The sequence below is a fragment of the Psychrobacter sp. UBA5136 genome (assembly GCF_002414005.1).
Classification (GTDB): domain Bacteria; phylum Pseudomonadota; class Gammaproteobacteria; order Pseudomonadales; family Moraxellaceae; genus Psychrobacter.
The window spans coordinates 12,814-32,563 of record NZ_DHYG01000067.1 but is presented as its reverse complement, the minus strand read 5'-3'; the positions used below and the strand labels follow the sequence as shown (position 1 = coordinate 32,563).

17 protein-coding genes are annotated in these 19,750 nt (G+C 44.4%); 8 read left to right on the top strand and 9 right to left on the bottom strand.

Going from position 1 to position 19,750, the window contains the following annotated elements:
• Nucleotides 1-119: 119 nt before the first annotated feature.
• Nucleotides 120-1,310, bottom strand: a complete 1,191-nt coding sequence (locus tag B4240_RS11240) for a DEAD/DEAH box helicase (RefSeq protein WP_414707130.1) — start codon at nucleotides 1,308-1,310, stop codon at nucleotides 120-122.
• A 222-nt stretch (nucleotides 1,311-1,532) separates the two neighbouring features.
• The gene (locus tag B4240_RS11235; protein WP_011513806.1) at nucleotides 1,533-1,748 is read right to left on the bottom strand and encodes a cold-shock protein; all 216 of its coding nucleotides are present in this window, start codon (nucleotides 1,746-1,748) and stop codon (nucleotides 1,533-1,535) included.
• A 529-nt stretch (nucleotides 1,749-2,277) separates the two neighbouring features.
• On the opposite strand from B4240_RS11235, the gene aroQ reads away from it, so the two are divergent.
• Nucleotides 2,278-2,814 carry a type II 3-dehydroquinate dehydratase gene (aroQ, locus tag B4240_RS11230; RefSeq protein ID WP_296239257.1) on the top strand — a complete coding sequence of 179 codons (537 nt, stop codon included), beginning with the start codon at nucleotides 2,278-2,280 and terminating at the stop codon, nucleotides 2,812-2,814.
• Nucleotides 2,815-3,041: 227 nt separating this feature from the next.
• A complete protein-coding gene (locus B4240_RS11225; protein ID WP_296239255.1) occupies nucleotides 3,042-4,343 on the top strand; it encodes an ABC1 kinase family protein in 1,302 nt (433 codons plus the stop codon).
• Here B4240_RS11225 and B4240_RS11220 read toward each other — a convergent pair.
• A complete protein-coding gene (locus B4240_RS11220) occupies nucleotides 4,340-5,170 on the bottom strand; it encodes an ion transporter (RefSeq protein WP_296239253.1) in 831 nt (276 codons plus the stop codon). The genes B4240_RS11225 and B4240_RS11220 overlap by 4 nt on opposite strands.
• A gap of 358 nt (nucleotides 5,171-5,528) precedes the next feature.
• On the opposite strand from B4240_RS11220, the gene B4240_RS11215 reads away from it, so the two are divergent.
• Nucleotides 5,529-6,278: a YebC/PmpR family DNA-binding transcriptional regulator gene (locus B4240_RS11215; protein WP_296239250.1), complete on the top strand. Its 750-nt coding sequence runs from the start codon at nucleotides 5,529-5,531 to the stop codon at nucleotides 6,276-6,278.
• A 99-nt stretch (nucleotides 6,279-6,377) separates the two neighbouring features.
• On the opposite strand, the gene B4240_RS11210 is transcribed toward B4240_RS11215, so the two are convergent.
• On the bottom strand, nucleotides 6,378-6,950 hold the full coding sequence (locus B4240_RS11210) for a methylated-DNA--[protein]-cysteine S-methyltransferase (protein ID WP_296239249.1): 573 nt from the start codon (nucleotides 6,948-6,950) through the stop codon (nucleotides 6,378-6,380).
• A gap of 63 nt (nucleotides 6,951-7,013) precedes the next feature.
• The gene (gene ftsY, locus B4240_RS11205) at nucleotides 7,014-7,925 is read right to left on the bottom strand and encodes a signal recognition particle-docking protein FtsY (protein WP_296239357.1); all 912 of its coding nucleotides are present in this window, start codon (nucleotides 7,923-7,925) and stop codon (nucleotides 7,014-7,016) included.
• A gap of 962 nt (nucleotides 7,926-8,887) precedes the next feature.
• Here ftsY and B4240_RS11200 point away from each other — a divergent pair.
• The 3 genes from B4240_RS11200 (at nucleotide 8,888) to B4240_RS11190 (ending at nucleotide 12,198) form a co-directional block, all read left to right on the top strand.
• Entirely contained in the window at nucleotides 8,888-9,040 is a 153-nt protein-coding gene (locus B4240_RS11200; protein WP_296239247.1) for a hypothetical protein, read from the top strand.
• Nucleotides 9,041-9,130: 90 nt separating this feature from the next.
• Complete coding sequence (locus B4240_RS11195; protein WP_296239246.1) at nucleotides 9,131-10,597, top strand: M16 family metallopeptidase; 1,467 nt, start codon at nucleotides 9,131-9,133, stop codon at nucleotides 10,595-10,597.
• A gap of 68 nt (nucleotides 10,598-10,665) precedes the next feature.
• Nucleotides 10,666-12,198, top strand: a complete 1,533-nt coding sequence (locus B4240_RS11190; RefSeq protein ID WP_296239244.1) for a M16 family metallopeptidase — start codon at nucleotides 10,666-10,668, stop codon at nucleotides 12,196-12,198.
• 102 nt (nucleotides 12,199-12,300) lie between these two features.
• On the opposite strand, the gene B4240_RS11185 is transcribed toward B4240_RS11190, so the two are convergent.
• Nucleotides 12,301-13,290 carry a D-Ala-D-Ala carboxypeptidase family metallohydrolase gene (locus B4240_RS11185; protein ID WP_296239242.1) on the bottom strand — a complete coding sequence of 330 codons (990 nt, stop codon included), beginning with the start codon at nucleotides 13,288-13,290 and terminating at the stop codon, nucleotides 12,301-12,303.
• Nucleotides 13,291-13,597: 307 nt separating this feature from the next.
• Here B4240_RS11185 and rodA point away from each other — a divergent pair, with 307 nt between their 5' ends.
• Both rodA and B4240_RS11175 read left to right on the top strand, forming a co-directional pair.
• The gene (rodA, locus tag B4240_RS11180) at nucleotides 13,598-14,740 is read left to right on the top strand and encodes a rod shape-determining protein RodA (RefSeq protein WP_296239241.1); all 1,143 of its coding nucleotides are present in this window, start codon (nucleotides 13,598-13,600) and stop codon (nucleotides 14,738-14,740) included.
• A 955-nt stretch (nucleotides 14,741-15,695) separates the two neighbouring features.
• Nucleotides 15,696-16,316 carry a septal ring lytic transglycosylase RlpA family protein gene (locus B4240_RS11175; protein WP_296239239.1) on the top strand — a complete coding sequence of 207 codons (621 nt, stop codon included), beginning with the start codon at nucleotides 15,696-15,698 and terminating at the stop codon, nucleotides 16,314-16,316.
• A gap of 202 nt (nucleotides 16,317-16,518) precedes the next feature.
• Here B4240_RS11175 and radA read toward each other — a convergent pair whose 3' ends face one another.
• The 3 genes from radA to lptA form a co-directional block, all read right to left on the bottom strand.
• Nucleotides 16,519-17,955, bottom strand: a complete 1,437-nt coding sequence (gene radA / locus B4240_RS11170) for a DNA repair protein RadA (protein WP_296239238.1) — start codon at nucleotides 17,953-17,955, stop codon at nucleotides 16,519-16,521.
• Between the two features lie 295 nt (nucleotides 17,956-18,250).
• A complete protein-coding gene (gene lptB, locus B4240_RS11165) occupies nucleotides 18,251-18,994 on the bottom strand; it encodes an LPS export ABC transporter ATP-binding protein (RefSeq protein WP_296239355.1) in 744 nt (247 codons plus the stop codon).
• A 150-nt stretch (nucleotides 18,995-19,144) separates the two neighbouring features.
• The gene (lptA, locus tag B4240_RS11160; RefSeq protein ID WP_414707129.1) at nucleotides 19,145-19,633 is read right to left on the bottom strand and encodes a lipopolysaccharide transport periplasmic protein LptA; all 489 of its coding nucleotides are present in this window, start codon (nucleotides 19,631-19,633) and stop codon (nucleotides 19,145-19,147) included.
• Nucleotides 19,634-19,750: the final 117 nt, after the last annotated feature.

The following is a 19,750-nucleotide window of genomic DNA, read 5'->3' as shown; positions in this document are numbered from 1 at the left end:
TATCAATCTATAAAAAAACCCTTAACATCTCAATGACGTTAAGGGTTTTTTATGCAGTAATGTTATTAAGCAGCACTTATTAAGCAATATTCACTAAAACAAGCGTTGCTTTAATAATACTATTCTTGCCATTGCTCAAGGCTAAACTTAGTATCTAAATGCTTTTCTAATGCGGGAATATTAAAAGCATCATCTTCACTAACAAAGCTGATACTGATACCCGTTTGCCCAGCGCGGCCAGTACGACCAATACGGTGGACGTAGTCATCTGGCTGATCTGGCAAAGTATAGTTAACCACATGACTGATATCATCGACATGGATACCGCGCCCCGCCACATCGGTTGCTACCAAAATGGAAGCATGGCCATCTTTAAAGCGTTGTAGATATTTTTCGCGCTTTTGTTGAATGACATCACCCGATAACATCACGATTTTATGCGCTTGCCGCAGCTTATGGTATAAGCGCTTTACTTGGTCTTTACGATTGGCAAAAACGATGACTTTTTCTACGGCGTTATCACTGATGATACGCTGCAATGCTGCTAGTTTTTGATCTTCGGTTAATAGGTAAAAATGCTGATCGACCAACTCACTGGTCTTATGCTCAGGCTCAATCTCCACAAACTCTGGCTCATGTAGCCAGCGATAAGCGAGGTTCATCACATCTTGGTTAAAGGTGGCAGAAAACAGCAAGCTTTGGCGATCGGTATTGGGCGGCATACGTCCGACCAAACGCTTGATATCTGGGATAAAACCCATGTCCAGCATGCGATCCGCTTCATCTAATACCAATACTTCGACGCGATCCAGATAAACCATGCCTTTGTGCATTAGGTCAATCAAACGACCGGGCGTGGCAATTAAGATATCGATATACTGGCGCTCAAGCTCGTGCTGCTGGGTTTCATAATTGGTACCACCCATAATACAGACGCTATGCAGCGAGGTATATTTGGTCAGGGCAATACAGTCATCAAATATCTGCTGAGCAAGCTCACGCGTTGGTGCCATGACAACGGCACGCGGCTCACCCAAGTAGCGCTTTTCATCGGCGGCAAAAGGACGTTTAAGCAGTGCTTCCATAATAGTCAGTAAAAACGTTGCCGTCTTGCCAGTGCCCGTTTGTGCCTGTCCGATAGCATCTTGATTTGCCAATGTATGCGGTAGTATTTGTGCTTGAATTGGCGTCAATTCGGTAAATCCCAAATCTTTTATGGCGCGCAAAGTAGCATCTGATAGCGGCAAATCCGTAAACGTCTTAAAAGTACTCAAAAAAATATCCTTTTGTATAAATCGCTTGTCTGTCATAAATAACTTGTCTGTGTTAACAAATAATGAGCGCATCATTTGTTATCTTTAATCAGGTAAGTGATAAAACCTGCAAGTATAAAAAAAGCCAAGCCCTGCGCCTAAACTTACCGAATATGCTGCGTTCAACCAAGCATAGGTAAGACAAGACGGGCTTGACTCAGTAGTATATCAGTAGTTTGTACAGACATTATAGCTGAACGGCGCTAATGACTGTAGCAATTACTCTTCTACTTTTCTGACTTCTTCAGCTTGCAGACCTTTATCGCCTTCTACAACGCTAAACTCAACCTTTTCGCCATCTTTTAAAGAGCGATAACCATCACCTTGGATCGCACGGAAATGGACAAAAATATCTTCGCCGCTGTCACGTTGAATGAAACCAAAGCCTTTTGAGTCATTAAACCACTTAACGATACCTTGCTCACGAGCTGACATAATATTACTTCCTAAAAAGTTTCCTTAACCCCAAATTCCTTTGCGACATTGCATATAAACGGGGTTGAAGATTATGAAATCAAAATGTAAGAGTACTACTCTACATACCATCATCTGAACCTAAAGCGTTTTACTACTCTCTTTATGCTTCAGCGTATAGTAAATTTACTATGACCAGTATAAGCTCATCCTAACATTGCTTTAAGCAATTCAATAATTAGCCCAACTGAATTTAGCAACAAACAAGTAATATTTGTTGCGTAAAAAATATCATAGCATGGGTTTTTGGCAACATAAAGACTTTTAACATGATTTTTAGCGCTTAGGGGGAATTTTCATGTTATTTTTTATAACAGCCCTTCTAAGCTATTATGATGAAGGGCTAAAACGTTTCTTATTTATGAATTTAATTGCTTAAAAACTTTAAAAAGCGCGTTTTTATAATATTATGTCGCTTGTCCCTTTAATAGCTTGTCCCTTTAATAATAAATATAACAACCAATTTCCCTTAGTAACGATAGAGTCCATTATGACCACCACTTCTCAGTCAGCAGCGACAGACAAAGCGTCACAACAAGATAGCCATCAAACTTTGACGCATAAATTATTACTTATCAACGGCGTTAATTTAAATTTACTTGGTAAACGTGAGCCTGAAATTTATGGTCATACCACCCTTGCTGATATTGAAAAAAATTTGCTCGCGCGCGCAGCCAGATATGGGGTTGAGCTGATTTGCGTCCAATCCAATCATGAAGGCAAGCTTGTCGATGAGATTCAATATTACGGGCTTTTGGCGGAGGCGGCCGCGCAAGTAGACGCCATCATTATTAATCCCGCCGCCTTTACTCATACCTCGGTTGCGCTGCGCGATGCGCTGCTGGCAACCCAAAAACCCTTTATCGAGGTGCATTTATCCAATGTTCACGCTCGTGAGCCGTTTCGGCAGCACTCTTATTTAAGCGATGTGGCCGTCGGCGTCATTTGCGGCTTAGGGCATTTGGGTTATCAGATGGCCTTGGATTATTTTCTGACCCATACTTATGCTCTAAAATTAGACCGCTAATTTAGCTATTATGATTTTTATCTGCATAGAGATTATGACAAAATAGCTATATGCAAAATAGTTACAGGGCAAAGCAGTTATCTGTCAAAATAGGCATACGACAAATATCATTGACGTAGCGATTAGGTTGCTTTTGGCACACTTTTGGCACATTAGTCAAACAGCAATTGTATGAGTAAAATAATAACATTAGGGCATAAAAAACAACCCACAATATGGTGATATGAATGGCAAAATCGTCCGGAAAACGCTTTATGAAACTCGCTGGCATGACCGCAAGTATTGCCGGTAAAGCTGCTAAAAACTCATTAAAGCATCTCTCAAGTGACGAAGAAAAGCGTCTAGAAGCGCGCTCAGCGCTGATGCAAGATGTCGGGGTGCAAATCGCTGAAACGCTTGGTGAAATGAAGGGTGCGGTAATGAAAGTGGGACAAATCGCCTCACAATATAAAGACGTGTTTCCACCTGAGGTTGCTACCGCTTTAGAAAAGTTGCAAAAAGATGCGCCGCCAATGCCCTATGCCCAGATACGCGCACAAGTTGAGCGCGAGCTAAAAGCGCCGATTGCTGAGTTATTTACTGAATTTGAAGAAGCGCCATTTGCCGCTGCCTCAATCGGACAAGTGCATAGAGCCGTTTTACCGTCTGGCCAAAGAGTCGTAGTCAAGGTGCAGTATCCTGACGTCGATGAAAACTGTGACAGCGACCTAAAACAAGTTCGCATGGCGCTAAAAATAGCCGGCGTCCTCAATATGAGTAAGCAATTACAAGAGCAGTTGTTTAATGAGATTCGCCAAAGCCTGCATGACGAGCTGGACTACGTTAAAGAGGCGCACAACCTGCAAGTATTTGGCGCCTTTCATGCCGATGATGACGGCCTTATTATTCCTAAAGTGATCAGTAGCCACTCATCCAAGCGCATTTTAACCTTAACCGAAGAGATGGGTGAGCCGCTTGCAGTTGCCGCAACTTGGGACAATGACATTAAACAAAAAATCGCCAAACGCCTGTTTCATTTTAGCGCCGGACAGCTATTTGGTTTATACCGCATGCACTGTGATCCTCACCCTGGCAACTTTGCTTTTCGCACCGATGGCAGCGTCGTCGCCTATGATTTTGGCGGCATTCGCAGTTACAGCGATAGCGAAGTACAGTTATTTCGCCGTTTTGCCAGACACGCTTTAAAAGGCGATCTAACCGCGCTTGAGCAAGACTTAATTGCCCTTGATATCCGCCGTGATGATGACAAGGTTGTGCCGGGTGAATTTTACGAGCAGTGGCTAGAGATAGGTCTTAAACCCTTGTCTATAGAACCCTATCAAGAAGGCCCATTTGACTTTGGTAGCAGTCAAACCCATCACGAAGTCATCGCCCAAATGCGCACCTCTTTAAAGTATTTCGGTCAGTTTCAGCCGTCAGCGACGACGATGATGCTTGACCGTACGATTTCGGGTCAGTATTGGAATTTGGTCAACCTAGGCGTGGTCATTGATTTATCGCCGCTGGTTGCAGAATATATAGAATACTAGACGTGCAGTGCATGACCGCAGCGATCGCAGAAATCAGCACCAACCGCATGGCCAAATTTGCCGCAGTTTGGACAGGCTATAGGGTTTAATTGTGGTCGCATATTACGCGCCAGCTCAGCGGTAAAAATACCCGTCGGTACGGCAATAATCGCATAACCGGTAATCATCACCATCGATGCTATCGCTTGCCCGATTGGCGTTTTTGGTGACATATCGCCATAGCCGGTGGTCGTGACCGTGACCACCGCCCAATAAATAGAGATGGGAATACTGGTAAAGCCATTTTCTGGCCCTTCCACCACGTAGACGACCGAGCCAAAAATAGTCACGAGCAAGACGAGTGATAAGAAAAACACCGTGATTTTCTGCTGGCTGGTTTTAAGCGCTGAAGCAAGAAAACCCGCTTGCTGCATGTACGTATTGAGCTTGAGCACCCGAAATACGCGCAAAATACGTAGTATGCGAATCACAAGCAAATACTGAACGCCGCCAAATACGAGGCTTAAATAGCTTGGCAATACCGACAATAAATCCACGATGCCAAAGAAACTAAAGGCATAGCGAAAGCGATTGGGCGCTGAGAATAACCTTAAGATATATTCCATGGTAAACAAAATGGTAAAAAACCATTCTGCATAACGAAATAAGGTGCCATATTGTAAACGCATATACAGCACACTATCGAGCATGACGACAGCGACACTGGCCAAAATCGCAATCAACAACACAATATCAAACAGCTTACCCAAACGGGTGTCGGTGCCTTCGATAATGATATGAATGCGGTTGCGCAAATGGGTGATGGCTTCGGCGGTTGGTTGCTTCATAGAGTCAATAAAGTCACAAAATCAGTGGTCATATAAAACCGAACGCTCTAGGCTGCCATGGACAAGCTAAGGTTGGTCAAAATGCGCTAAAGTGGTTTATAATATTGCAAATATTGCTGCTATCGACCGTCATCGTCAGAATTGACAGTGGATCAAAAGATAGAAATTAGCAGTGTAGCAAAAAAGAGCGCCAAACGACATACAAATCGTTGACTTGCCGTTAGGTCGATTACACTGCATTAACAGCTCAATCATATAATAAGAATACCTCGTCAGGTATAAAAAGTTGTTACTAAAGTATGAGTGCGCGACTTTTTTATCCGCACTATACATAACCCGTAAAACGTAAGGACGTCATATGGCAGGCCATTCAAAATGGGCAAATATCAAACACCGTAAAGCCCGTCAGGATGCGGTGAAAGGTAAAATATTCACCAAAATTATTCGTGAAATTGTTTCTGCTGCCAAGCAAGGTGACCCCGACCCCGATAAAAACCCGCGCCTGCGTGCGGTTATTGAAAAAGCACTGTCAGTTAATATGACGCGAGATACCATTAATCGCGCGGTGGCTCGCGGCACTGGCAGCGATGACAATGACAATATGGATGAGGTCAGCTACGAAGGCTACGGCGTTGGCGGCGTTGCGGTACTGGTCGAAACCATGACAGACAACCTTAACCGTACGGTCAGTGAAGTGCGCCATGCCTTTACCAAAAATGAAGGCAATCTTGGCACCTCAGGCTCAGTTTCTTATTTGTTTACCAAGCGCGGTGAAATCGTCTTTAACGATGTCAGCTTAGAAGAAGAAGTCATGCTCGCAGCCTTGGACGCTGGGGCACTTGATATCGAAAACGATGGCGAGTCGCTACTGGTCATCACTGAATGGGAAAATTTTGGTCAGGTAAAAGATGCGCTCAATGCCGCAGGGCTTGTCTCTGACAATGCCGAAGTGACCATGGCCGCCGCTACTAGTGCTGAGATTGACAACATTGATGACGCCCTAAAAGTGATGAAAATGATCGATATGTTAGAAGACATCGACGATGTGCAAGAAGTTTATAGCAATGTGTCTTTTACAGATGACGTCATGGCACAGCTTGAGCAGTAAACCTTTATTACGCATATTTTTTTGCTTATATATAAATGAAGCCAAACGCTTAAAACGTTTGGCTTCTTCGTATTTATTTATAATGAACAAGAAACTAAGTTAAGCTTTGCAAGTAACACCTTCGAGCGCGAGCAAGTATGTTTTCTTATCTAAGCCGCCCGTGTAACCGCCTAGCTTACCATCGCTAGCAATCACTCGATGACACGGAATGATGATGCTAAAGGGATTTTTGCCATTAGCATTAGCAACCGCGCGAAAGCCTTTAGGATTACCTACTCGCTGCGCCAGTGTCGCATAACTGATCGTTTCGCCATGCGGTATCTTTTGCAACTGTTGCCAAACGCGTTGCTGAAACTCTGTACCCAAACTTATATCTAATGGCAAATCAAATGCTTGACGCTCACCTTTAAAATACGCGGTTAATTGCTGAAGTGTTTCGATAAGGAGCGCTTCGGCGGGCTTGTTTTCGCTTAGGCTATTTTGTGCAATAAAGGTAAAATCTTGATCGACAAGTCCATAATGTTTTTTAAGCTTGGGAATAGATTTTGAGCTATGCCAAGAATCGCCAGCCTGCAGCCAATTGACTTCGACCAGCTTAGGGCTGCTACGCTCATGCCTACTGGCAATCAACGCTAACTGGTGCGATTCAACGGCTGCGATGGTGACTATCATGTCTCTTCCCTCTAAACACTCATGTTTTTAACAGGTATTTATTCATTAAAAAAACCTAGGGCGCTACTCTTTATCATCAGTTTCAAATAAGGCGGCGACAAACTGTTTTGGACTAAAGGCACGCAAATCATCAATCGCCTCACCAACGCCGATATAGCGGATAGGCACATCCGTGGTTTCAGCGATATTAAAGACCACGCCACCTTTGGCCGTACCATCTAATTTAGTAATGGTAATACCCGTCAATGGCACCGCTTTGTTAAATAACTCGACTTGGTTGATGGCATTTTGACCCGTGCCAGCATCTAACACAATCATGCCTTCGTGCGGCGCGCTTGGATCGGCTTTACGCATGACGCGCACAACTTTTTCAAGCTCCGCCATTAGGTGGGTTTTATTTTGCAAGCGCCCTGCGGTATCAGCGATTAATACGTCGATATTTTTTGCTTTAGCAGACTGCATGGCATCAAAGATAACAGAGGCGCTATCAGAGCCATGACCTTGGGCGACGACTGGAATGTTATTGCGCTCACCCCAGATTTGTAGCTGTTCGGTCGCCGCGGCACGGAAGGTATCGCCGGCTGCCAGCATGACGGATTTGCCTTCACCTTGTAAGCGCTTGGCAAGTTTACCAATCGTGGTGGTTTTACCAACACCATTGACACCCACCACTAAGATAACAAAAGGTTTTTTGCTGGTATCAATAACCAGTGGCGCAACTTTTGGCGTTAAGATATCAACCAGCTCAGCTTGTAAGGCTTTATACAGTGAATGCGCATAAATCAAATCACCACGGGCGGTTTGCTCGGTGAGACTTTTGATAATGCGGTTGGTTGCGTTAACACCGATATCAGCGACCAATAGTTGGTCTTCGACTTCTTCTAATAGCTCATCATCAATCTCTTTGCCACCGATAAGAATATTTACCATCCCTTCGGCAAGGTTTTTACGCGACTTACTGAGTCCCGTTTTCATGCGATTAAACCAGCTGCCTTTTTTCTTATTTTCCTCATTCTGTTTTGATTCTTGCGACTCTTGTGCCTCAGGCGCGGCGGCTAGCTGCTGTATCTCGGTCTGCGCATTCGATATAGCACTAGTGTCACTAGTAGCAGGTGTCACGCTTGCACTATCGCCCAGATGGTCTTGCAAAGGCATCGTAGGAATTTCAGTTGTAGACATTGATGGAGCAGCACTTATTTTATCGGTATTTGCAGTGCTTTTGGCGGCAGTTTCTACCGTACCTTCCAAAGTTTTTGCCGATGAGCTTTGCTTTTCTGTCCCGACAATGGGCGACCCTAACGGCAAGTCCGCCGCTGCATCGCTATGTGAGATATCTTTAGGCTCATCAATGATGGGCACGGTTTGCGCCGGCAGACTGGGTAAGGTAATATCATCGTCATCTAAGTCATCAAGACCGCCGTCGAGGTTGATGATCACACGGTTGCTATTATTGGGATTATTCATAAGCTTGCCCTAAAAATTATCATTATCAGTAATTTGTTTTAAAGTGACTGTTTTCAAGCGACTTTTTTCTAAAGTGATCTTTTTCTAAAGTAACTTTGTTGCCAGTTTGTGGGTATATAGCAGGAAATCATTTTTAGCCTAGTTTAGCATAATTCAAGTGGCGCTTAGCCTTTAGCATCGCAGAGCATTATTAAACTATAAAAACCTATCCATTAATAAAACACAATGGCAAAAAGACTGCTATAAACACTGTAAAAATCCATGCTATTGACCATACAATAAATTGCGTGATTATCTAAGTAAGCTCTGCTTAAGGTTTGGACACAAAAAACTGACGTTCGCTGTGCCAAACTTCGCCTACTCTTAGCGTGCATTGTTTAGCGTGCCTTGCTTAGCGTGCTTTGCTTGGCCTGCATGGTGCCGCTATATGCCAATTTTATTTTTTACTCAACCATTCATACTGAGACCCTCTTATGTTATCACTATCGAACCATTATAAAAAAATGACCCAAATGAGCGCCGCCTTGTTGCTTGCTACTATCGCGCTGTCATCGACGGGTTGTAGCACCACGCAAGAGTTTAAACCGACTGCTAGCGTCATGGTTGGGGCGCATAAATCCTTATAAAACGTTATTCATTTATTCGAACCAATAGACTCAATGCTGCATTCATTGAACCGTTTTTATAAATCATTATTTTTATAAGTAGAAAATATCATGTCATTCACTCTAAGTTTGCGTATCGCATGTAGCTTGGCGCTTGCCACCAGCCTTGCCGCTTGTCAGACCAGCCAAATCAATCCAAACCATTCAGACTCTCAAGTCATTCAGCAAAAAGTAGCGCCGCCTACTGGCGATAAGTCGTCGGCGCTAGCGATGGATATGTCTGGTCGCCACGAGTACAAGCTCAAAAATGGACTAAAAGTAGTGGTTAAAGAAGACCACCGCGCGCCTGTGGTCATGACTCAGATTTGGTATCGCGTCGGGTCGGCAGATGAGCCAGTCGATAAAGGCGGTATCTCTCATTTGCTCGAGCACATGATGTTTAAAGGCACCACTGAGGTGTCAAGCGACGATTTTGAGCGTTTGATTGCGAAATTTGGCGGCGTTAACAATGCCTTTACCAGTTACGACTTCACTGGTTATTACGAGTTATTCCCCGCCAATCGCTTACCTCTAGCTTTAGAGCTAGAAGCGGATCGGATGAAGAATTTGGTTTTTGATGACAAAGCCTTTGCCAAAGAACATCAAGTAGTGATGGAGGAGCGACGTCAGCGTACGGATGACAACCCCCTTGCTAAAGCTTATGAGTCATTCCGCTTACTGGCATTACCGAACAGTCCGAAAGGCGAATCGGTCATCGGACCCATGGACGAGCTTGAATCAATTACCCTTAACGATTTAAAAGATTGGTATAAAACTTGGTACGCGCCTAATAATGCGACTTTAGTTATTGTCGGTGATGTCGAGCCTACCGAAGTATTAAAGGAGGTCAAACGCTACTTTGGTGAGCTAAGACCAAGCGCCTTGCCAAAGCGTCCCGCAGTCACGCAAAAAGGCTTTCGCGGCTATCAGCAAGTAGAATCTGAGCAAGCGGTACAAGTGCCGGTTTTATTGATGGGTTATAACGTGCCCAGTCTGGTGACCGCTGGCGCTAATAATGAGAAGCAAGCTTATGCGCTCTCTCTGGCGCAAGACGTGCTAGATGGCGGACTATCAGCACGCCTTGAGAGCAGGTTGGTACGCGAGCAAGGGCTACTTACTACGGTAGGTACGTCTTATGACTTGCTTGATCGCGGCGATGGGCTGTTTTTGATACAAGCAACCCCGAGAGAAGGCGTCAGCTTAGCGCAGGCACAGCAAGCCATCATTAGTGAGATTAATAAGCTAGCGACCGACCCAATCGCTGCCGATGAAATCGAGCGCGCCAAAACCAACACCGTTACCGGTTTGGTATACGCACAGGACAGCATGGAAGGTCAGGCGCGTATGATTGGTTCGCTGCAATCTATCGGTCTTGATGATAAGCTGCTGGCCAAATTGCCAAGCAAACTTGATAGCGTGACGATTGCCGATATCCAAGCAGCAAGCAAAAAGTATCTGGTCAAAGACAATTTAACGGTGATGCATATTATCCCGCCTAAAGAGGCTACTCAAAAAGAGACGGTAAGCAAGGCCAAATAAAACAATAGGCTAACCAATTGTTTTAGCAAAAACTCAATACTTATGACCTTATGAATAAGAAGAAAGACATGACTCAAAGACCTTTTCTTAAGAAAACCAAATTCTTATCTAACTTTAAGCAGCTGCCTCATCTCAGTGTAGGTATTTTTTTGGGTATGATGAGCTTAACTACTATCGCGCAGGCCGATATGGCAGGTGGCGAAGATGCTCGCACGCCCGCAGCTGCGGTCGACACCAGCGCGCCTATTGCCGCTCTCACTAAACTAAGTAGCCTTGATAATGCCAAACCTTTAGAAGTCACGGTGCCAAAGATTCAGAGCTTTAAGACCAAAGCCGGTATTCCTGTGCTTTTCGTGCGGACGACTACCTTGCCCATCGTTGATATCGATTTGCGCTTTAATGCCGGTAGCGCCCGTGATGGCAGTATCAGTCAGTCAGGCTTTGGTATTGCCAATATGACCGCAATGATGCTTGAGCAAGGCTCCAAACGCTTAGATGAAAATGAATTTACGCGGGCGGTCGAAACCTTGGGTATCAATCTAGGTAGTAGCGCCTATAAAGACATGTTTATTGTCTCGTTGCGCAGCTTGTCTGATGATAAGCATCTACTGCCTGCCGTTGATTTAATGACCCAAATGCTCACTGAACCGCGCTTTGATGAACAAATCTTAGCGCGCAACAAAGCACGCTTACTGGTCGGTTTACAGCAGCAAAAACAAGACCCCGGCAGCCTTGCCAGCATTGCCTTTAGCAAGGCGCTATATGGCGACCATCCTTATGCGCATCCATCGGTTGGTACGCTAGAAACGGTGCCAAATATTGAAAAGCAACAGCTCATCGATTTTAAAAACCGCTATTTAGTCGCCGCCAATGCGTCGCTTGCCATGACGGGCAATTTAACGTTAGAACAGGCCAAAAAACTGGCTGAAGACATAACGGCTGACCTACCAGCTGGTCAAGCAGCGGCTACCCTGCCCGAACCAAAACCATTAACCCAGCCTCAGCACATTCATATACCGTTTCCTAGCACCCAAACCACGGTATTGATGGGACAATTGGGCAAAAAGCGCGCGACCGACCCACAAGCACAGCAACAACAAACCAACTTTGCCGTTGGTAATGAAGTGCTAGCAGGGGGCGATTTTAACGCCCGTCTGATGACCGAAGTCAGGCAAAACCTTGGTTATACTTATGGTATCTCAGGTTCAATGAACCCGATGCTAGCGCGCGGGCCTTATCAAATTGGGTTTTCAACGCGTAATGACAAAGCGCGCGCCGCGATTGATGCTAGCTTAGCCGTGATTAATGAGACCTTAGACAAAGGCATTACCAGCGATGAGATGAAATTGACCAAGGATAATTTAAAAAACAGCTTCCCGATGGGATTTGCCAGTAATGCAGGCATAAATGGTCTGCTTGGTATGATGAATTTTTATCAGTTGCCTACCAGCTATCTGACCAATTATGTCAATCGTATTGAACAAGTGAAACTGTCAGAGATCAATCAAACCTTGCGTGACACCTTAAAACCTGACAACTTTCTAATCGTGACCGTCGGTGAAGTCAACCCTTGGGATGAAAAGAAATCTAAGAAAAAGTAAAAAACCTGATAGCATGTTTTTTACAGACGTTAAAAAAAGTTTAGAAAAAAGCTCAACCAGTAAGATTATTGGTTGAGCTTTTTTCAATTGAAGAGGCAGATTTTAATAACGGCAAGCCGAGCTACTACTGGCGTGGTTAAAGCCCCATTTCCGATAACCATCGGTGTCCAAATGAATAGCGCCGGTAGAATATAGCCCTAAACCAAATTTATAAGCCTGACCTTGATATTGCCAAAACTCGCATAAGCTGTCTTGCATGCGACTTAGCTGCCATTGATTGCCTTCATATTCAGGTACCCAAATATCCATCGCGCCTGCGGTCATGTGCTTACTGGCACTTGCCCCGCCCGCGCAATTATTGAGTCCGGGGCTACGATATACTGAACGTATCTCGGTACTGGCAGGCAAGATTCCTTGGCTTTTTAGCTGACTGTATAACTGTAAGGTCGGTACGATATTTGCCCATAGCTCCTGCGGCGGTAGCTGATAGGGCTCATAGCCGCATTTATCCCAGCTACGGGCGGTCGTCAGCAGCTGCGATAAAGGTGGTACGTTTCTCGCGCCGACTCGCGAGCTTAAATAGCGTTGATAGTTGGCCACTTGGCTTGCACGGTAGCTGTTACTATTTAACCACGCATTAAAGTCCATACTGGTAAAATCGTTGTAATTATTATTCCCAAAACTATTATTTCCAGTACTATAAGTGGTGTTATAACGCGGCGTCCCTCTATTGCTAATGACCCGCTTGCTCTCTTCTATCGATACGCCACTACCAAAATTAAATTCACGCTGTTTTTGTTGAATGAGCCCCTGCATACTATCGCCGCCAAGCGCACCTGACCTATAACTGCCTTCGCTCAGTATGGTCGCGCCGCCGCTGTAGCTATTGTTTTGACTGCCATAACTGCTAGCAGGCGTGATGTAAGCATTGCCGCTGCTATCGCTTGCGCTACTGCCACGGCGTATTTGGATGCGGCGCTCGCTGTTATCACTTATAATAGCGGCATGCACAGAAATACTGCTGGCACAAATACCTAAGGCAATAATAGGCTTATAAATTTGCCTACAAACAGATTTTTTTGTCTTTATCATTACAAGAAACTACCGCTAAAAACGTTTTATCGATACTATCAAATTTTAAGCAAGCAGGCTAAACTATCGCAGCGAATTTGTAGCCGCTTACTCGTTATTAACACTTATCCTTATAATGTTTATATTGTCGTTACTTTATTACGGGCAAGTTACTGGACTCGTTATCAAGTCCGTGCCTAAGCTTTTAAGTGGTTAAGCCTTTAAGTGCCTGAGCCTTTAAATAGACACTTTATAATCATTAATCGCTTACTTATTGTTTGTCAAAGCAGACTTTCCTTTCACGCCCATTGTCAGTCACATTTTGCCTATGCCTTCTAACTTACAATACCGTTTTTCACGTCAAAGCCACCATTTAGGTCAGGGTCATGCGCCGACGCTTTGGCAACGTATTCATATCGATCCTTGGTTGACCTTATTATTACTAACGGTTTGCTGCATTGGTTTAACGATTTTGTATAGCGCGGCAAGCCAAGATACGAACATGGTTATCCGCCAAATTGTCAGCTATGGCGTGGCATTCACGGTGATGTTTACCATGGCGCAGATACCGCCCAGCCTTTATCGTACCTTTACGCCCATATTTTATGTGTTGGGGCTAATATTGTTGGTACTGGTTGATATCATTGGCGAGGTGCGTATGGGTGCGCAGCGCTGGATTAATTTACCCGGATTTGGCAGTGTCCAGCCTTCAGAGTTTATGAAACTTGGTATGCCAATGATGTGTGCGTGGTTTTTATCCAAACGCGATTTACCGCCGTCGTTATCAAGTATTGCTATCACTTTAGCGTTAATTGTAGTCCCTGTATTATTAATCGCTAAAGAACCTGACCTTGGGACTTCTTTATTGGTTGCCGCCAGTGGTATCTTTGTGTTGTTTTTGGCGGGGCTATCGTGGCGCTTGATTGCCAGTGCGGCAGCACTAGCAGTGCCACTTATTGCCTTCGCTTGGAATTTTTTGTTGCACGATTACCAACGTACGCGCGTCTTAACGCTATTTAATCCTGAGGCTGACGTCCAAGGGGCGGGCTGGAATATCATTCAATCCAAAACGGCTATCGGAGCGGGCGGTTTAACGGGTAAAGGCTATTTAGAAGGTACGCAATCGCACTTACACTTTTTACCAGAAGGTCATACCGACTTTATTATCGCCGCTTTTTCTGAAGAATTTGGCTTGCTTGGCGTGATTTTACTGCTGTTTATCTATGCATGCGTGCTCTCTCGCGCTTTATACATTGCTTTTTCGCACCCTGATACCTACAGTCGACTATTAGCAGGCGCGATTGCCATGTCTTTTTTCGTCTATGTGTTCGTCAATGTCGGTATGGTTGGCGGCATCCTACCGGTCGTCGGTGTGCCCTTGCCTTTTATTAGTTATGGCGGCACAGCTATTGTGACGTTAATGGCAGGTTTTGGCTTACTAATGTCAATTCATACGCACAAATCTGGCTAGGCGCCTTCTTGTTATAAAAGCTTTTTTGCAAACGTTAATTGTCTTTAAAATGGAACCTTTATAGCCATTATTATGCTCAATAAATATGATAAATGCGGGTTGAAATGGAGATATAATCACCCTATATAGAGATTTATAAAATCATACGTTAACAAATTAGCCTGCAAATTTGAGCAAAATATGCGGTGCTAAGTAATCGAACGTAACAACGAAACGGCTAAAATTAAATGAATATCTTCTCTGCTAACCCTTTTTTATTTGTCACTAATTCTACACTAATTACTATTAAAATCTTCACTTTTTTGCTTTAAAAATCAACCTAAGTTGTTGTTTTTAATAGTCATTATTCCTTAAAACCTACACAAACCTACCCACAAAGCATTATTAATGACCGATTAGTACTGTCAGGTTTTATTCCTTGTTTTTTACAAATAATTGCGTTACCCTCGTTTTACTGTAGTTTGATACACAACCCGTACATAGCTACTAAGAAAGATATCATTTAATTATATTGCGGTTGTAGCTCATCCGTATAGTTAGCAACTTGTAGATTTTGGACTTTCAAAGTTACTACTTAATTAACGGTTTAATAACAAAGAAATACGCAACACTCTTTAAACCCTTTATTAATTTAGCAATAGTAAAAAGTCCACTATCGTCTTGCAGTACCCGATTTTAGTTGTTGATTCGTTGTTTGTTTAATATTGTTAACTATCATTTGAGCGTATCATAAGTATGTGGTCAGTTATGTAAACGCCTACTCTTATGATGATGAAATGAAAAATTACCATATGTTAGAGCTTATAAAAGCCTGAGTTGACTATCATCCTGATAAAAAGGCAGATGATAGAGAGGCTTTAGAGTTTGCGGCACTGTTAGAGTGGTCTAATACTGCCTCGCTCCCTTTAAGAAGTTTTTAGAGTTAGGTTCTAATGTATATGCTATAGAGGTATTTATGAATAAGCGTTTATCTGGTTTACTTACAATGTCAGCCGTTTTATTTGCTGGCTCTGCAATCGCTACTAATGCAAATGCTGTAGAATCCAAAACCTCTCTTGCAATGCTTTCGCAAGATAACGCCTCCCATATCGACCGTGTACTCGGTGAACTCAGTCGTCAACATGACGGCGCATCAAGCTTAGTTAAATCTGCCCGTCAGCCTACTTCATTGGCGCTTAGCAGCTCACTGCTTGCTAGCGACACCGCGCAAGTATCCAATGACGAAGATGTTTTAGAGCGTCTAACGGCAGTGGCATCTAACTCTGTGAGCAAATTTAAACAAACCGGCTTAGCTTCTTGGTACGGTCGTAAGTTTCATGGTCGCAAAACCGCTAGCGGCGAGACCTTCGATATGAACGGCTTAACTGCTGCTCACCGCTCGCTGCCACTAAACTGCTACGTTAAAGTCACCAATAAAACCAATGGTAAAAGTGTCGTCGTTAAAGTCAACGATCGCGGCCCATTCCATGGTAATCGTGTGATGGATTTATCATATGGTGCTGCCAAGCAACTTGGTATTACCAATAAAGGTGTGGGTAACGTCTCTATTGAGCGTGTTTCAGGCCCAGCCTCTTAAACCCTTAACGTTTTAGACCATTCGCGGTTTAAACCTTTAACGGTTTCGTATCAAAAACGGCTTAACCTTAGTCTTAAAAAAAGCGCCTGACTCATTTAAGTTAGGCGCTTTTTTGTTTTTTAACGTTTACATTGTAATCGTTAACGTTAGGCAGCCGTTAACGTCAGGCAGCATGAACATCAGACAGTTTGTGATCAAAAATTTATAACTCAAACGCGCTTTCAATGGCATCATCCAGACGTTCGACCGCAATGACATTGATGCCTTTAAACTGCGGTGCATTTTTAGCAGGCGCATTGGCTTTAGGAATGATGGCGTGTTTAAAGCCGTGTTTCATTGCTTCTTTTAGGCGCTCTTGTCCGTTAGGAACAGGACGAATCTCGCCCGATAAACCCACTTCACCAAAGACGGCAAGCGATGACGGCAACGGCTTTTCTTTGATACTAGAGGCACAAGCCAATAGCACCGCCAAATCAGACCCTGTTTCTATCACTTTAACACCGCCGACGACGTTAACATAGACATCTTGCCCACTGGTATGGATACCGCCGTGGCGATGCATGACCGCCAGCAGCATCGATAGACGCTGAAAGTCCAATCCCAAAGCCATACGTCTGGGTGACCCTTGTGAATCATCAACCAAGGCTTGTACTTCGACCAGCAGCGGTCTGGTGCCTTCACGGCTCACCATGACCACAGAGCCTGCTACAGGTTTGTCGTAACGACTTAAAAATATCGCTGACGGATTGGCGACTTCTTTTAGTCCCATATCGGTCATACCAAAAATGCCCAACTCATTCACGGCGCCAAAACGGTTTTTTACCGCGCGAATCATGCGAAAGCGCGAGTCAGATTGACCTTCAAAATACAAAACCGTATCGACCATGTGCTCAAGCACGCGTGGCCCTGCAAGCGTCCCCTCTTTGGTCACATGCCCGACTAAAAATAGCGCCGTACCAGTCTGTTTGGCATAGCGGGTCAAAATAGCCGCTGATTCTCGAATTTGACTGACGCCGCCCGGTGCTGAATTAATGGCATCGGTATAAATGGTTTGAATCGAGTCAATAATAGCAATCGCCGGCTGCTCTTGTGTTAAAGCCGCACAAATGGTTTCAACGTTGGTTTCAGCAAGTACGCGCAATCTATCGGCTGGCAAATCTAAGCGCTTAGCGCGCATCGCTACTTGGGCGAGCGACTCCTCTCCCGTCACATACAGCGCGCTTCCTGCCAGTGAATCGGCCCGTGCCATATTGGTCGCAGTTTGCAGCAAAATCGTTGATTTACCAATACCAGGGTCACCGCCGATCAAAACGACAGAACCGGCAACTAACCCGCCGCCTAGCACCCGATCAAATTCGCTAATGCCTGTTGGCAAGCGCGTATCTAACGTCACACTGACCGCATTCAGCGGCATGACCGCACTGTGCGTACCCGAGTAGTTGCCAGCAGGCGTACCCGCATTACGGGAAACGGCACGGCTGGCACTGGGTTTTGAAGTATTCTTATTGTGGTGCGGCATACTGACGTTTGGCGCTTCAACCAAACTGTTCCATTCGCCGCAGTCTGAACACTGTCCTGCCCATTTACCAAAATGCGCACCGCAGCTTTGGCAGACATAACTGCTTTTATTTTTTGCCATAACGTATGAGCCTTATTCAGATGATCAATCAAGAATAATAAATAAATTTTTATCACGCCTTGTGAGCGCTTGAATGTACGAATAATAGAGATGATATATCAGCCTGTAAAATCAGGCCGTACTTTATAGAGAGCGGAATTTGTAAAAGTAGGTTTGCACAAGTGGGTTTGTAAAAGCGCATTGATAAAAGACAGCAGCCAAATATTCGTTGCATGATGCAAAATGACGAAATATGGGGCCGAAAATACGGATGAGGATTAAAGAAAATAATGACTTACTAAACCGTAAAGCTCCTTTACACCTGAAAGTCTTTACCAAGGTAGACCGATTTTACCAATTCATTGTCTAATACTTCAGATGAGGTGCCTTCAGCAATGATAGCGCCTTCTGAGACGATGTAGGCTTTTTCACAAATGGCTAAAGTATCACGCACGTTATGGTCGGTGATGAGTACACCGATACCACGGTTTTTTAGAGTTAAAATAACGTCTTTAATATCCCCAACAGAAATAGGGTCGACACCGGCAAAAGGCTCATCCAACAAAATAAACTTTGGGTCGGCTGCCAACGCGCGCGCAATCTCACAGCGGCGGCGCTCACCGCCTGAAACGCTCATACCGAGAGATTTGCGCACATGCTCTAAATGGAACTCGCCGATCAATTTTTCAAGCTCTTGGCGCTGCTCAGAGGCGTTTAATTCTTTACGGGTTTGCAGAATAGCTAAAATATTGTCTTCAATTGATAATTTACGAAAAATAGAAGCTTCTTGCGGCAAATAGCCGATACCAGCGCGCGCGCGCTCATGCATGGCGTATTTTGATAAGTCCATTTTTCCTAAGGTAACACGGCCCTTGTCCATATTCACCAGCCCGACCACCATGTAAAAACTGGTGGTTTTACCCGCACCGTTTGGCCCTAGCAAGCCAACAACTTGTCCTTGGTCAACGGAAAATGACACATCTTTTACCACCCAGCGTTTACCGTAGCGTTTGCCTAAATTTTGCATCGTTAAACGGGCGGCAGGGTCAGAGTTATTCATTGACGCTACAGCATCACTGTTAGGCTCATTATTATTAAGAATATCATTTTTAATATCGCTCATCACTGACCCATCACTTACCATTAAAGTTGCAAAATTCTAGCATTAGTACAGATTACTTAACTGCTTGTATATCAAAAGATAATTAGCTTAGCGTAAGCTGCTTCGATTGGTGCTGTTATTAGGTGGGAAGACCAACTCTACGCGTTGATTGCCACCAGCGGTGGCTTCTACATCGCCTGCTTTTAAGCTGTAACGAATGACATTACCCGCAAAACTTGCGCCATTTTGTACCAATTTTGCATTACCAGTGAGCGTGACGATTCCCGTGACGGCATTATAATCAATCTTATTTGCCTGACCTTTTGCCAAGCCTTTTTCTTGCGTCACCACCTGCTGCATGGTTGCAGGTCGACCAGTTGCGACGGCCGAATTGATACTACGGCCCTGTGATAAATTGACCGTGATATTATCAGCGGTCATTTTAAACGTCCCTTGCGTAATCACTACCGTACCCGAATAGCTGGTAACCCCTGTACGCTCGCTATAAGTTGCCTTATCAGCCAATAGCTTGATCGGCTGATTGGCATCTGATGGCAAGGCATGGCTGTATAGTGGCAAGGCTAGCAGCATCACCATCGGCAGTGCACGCAGACTGGTTGTTACTTGAGTAGAGCGCGTCGATAGCAAGTGTAAAGTAGGCAAAAAATTGGATTTCATAAAAGTTACTCGTGTCATTATGGGTAGTGGCGTTTG

What these genes read in the sequence shown, in the direction of transcription:
- B4240_RS11240 (WP_414707130.1), bottom strand. Translation starts at nt 1,310, where the DNA reads ATGACAGACAAGCGATTTATACAAAAGGATATTTTTTTGAGTACTTTT.
- B4240_RS11235 (WP_011513806.1), bottom strand. Translation starts at nt 1,748, where the DNA reads ATGTCAGCTCGTGAGCAAGGTATCGTTAAGTGGTTTAATGACTCAAAA.
- aroQ (WP_296239257.1), top strand. Translation starts at nt 2,278, where the DNA reads ATGACCACCACTTCTCAGTCAGCAGCGACAGACAAAGCGTCACAACAA.
- B4240_RS11225 (WP_296239255.1), top strand. Translation starts at nt 3,042, where the DNA reads ATGGCAAAATCGTCCGGAAAACGCTTTATGAAACTCGCTGGCATGACC.
- B4240_RS11220 (WP_296239253.1), bottom strand. Translation starts at nt 5,170, where the DNA reads ATGAAGCAACCAACCGCCGAAGCCATCACCCATTTGCGCAACCGCATT.
- B4240_RS11215 (WP_296239250.1), top strand. Translation starts at nt 5,529, where the DNA reads ATGGCAGGCCATTCAAAATGGGCAAATATCAAACACCGTAAAGCCCGT.
- B4240_RS11210 (WP_296239249.1), bottom strand. Translation starts at nt 6,950, where the DNA reads ATGATAGTCACCATCGCAGCCGTTGAATCGCACCAGTTAGCGTTGATT.
- ftsY (WP_296239357.1), bottom strand. Translation starts at nt 7,925, where the DNA reads ATGAAAACGGGACTCAGTAAGTCGCGTAAAAACCTTGCCGAAGGGATG.
- B4240_RS11200 (WP_296239247.1), top strand. Translation starts at nt 8,888, where the DNA reads ATGTTATCACTATCGAACCATTATAAAAAAATGACCCAAATGAGCGCC.
- B4240_RS11195 (WP_296239246.1), top strand. Translation starts at nt 9,131, where the DNA reads ATGTCATTCACTCTAAGTTTGCGTATCGCATGTAGCTTGGCGCTTGCC.
- B4240_RS11190 (WP_296239244.1), top strand. Translation starts at nt 10,666, where the DNA reads ATGACTCAAAGACCTTTTCTTAAGAAAACCAAATTCTTATCTAACTTT.
- B4240_RS11185 (WP_296239242.1), bottom strand. Translation starts at nt 13,290, where the DNA reads ATGATAAAGACAAAAAAATCTGTTTGTAGGCAAATTTATAAGCCTATT.
- rodA (WP_296239241.1), top strand. Translation starts at nt 13,598, where the DNA reads ATGCCTTCTAACTTACAATACCGTTTTTCACGTCAAAGCCACCATTTA.
- B4240_RS11175 (WP_296239239.1), top strand. Translation starts at nt 15,696, where the DNA reads ATGAATAAGCGTTTATCTGGTTTACTTACAATGTCAGCCGTTTTATTT.
- radA (WP_296239238.1), bottom strand. Translation starts at nt 17,955, where the DNA reads ATGGCAAAAAATAAAAGCAGTTATGTCTGCCAAAGCTGCGGTGCGCAT.
- lptB (WP_296239355.1), bottom strand. Translation starts at nt 18,994, where the DNA reads ATGAATAACTCTGACCCTGCCGCCCGTTTAACGATGCAAAATTTAGGC.
- lptA (WP_414707129.1), bottom strand. Translation starts at nt 19,633, where the DNA reads ATGGTGATGCTGCTAGCCTTGCCACTATACAGCCATGCCTTGCCATCA.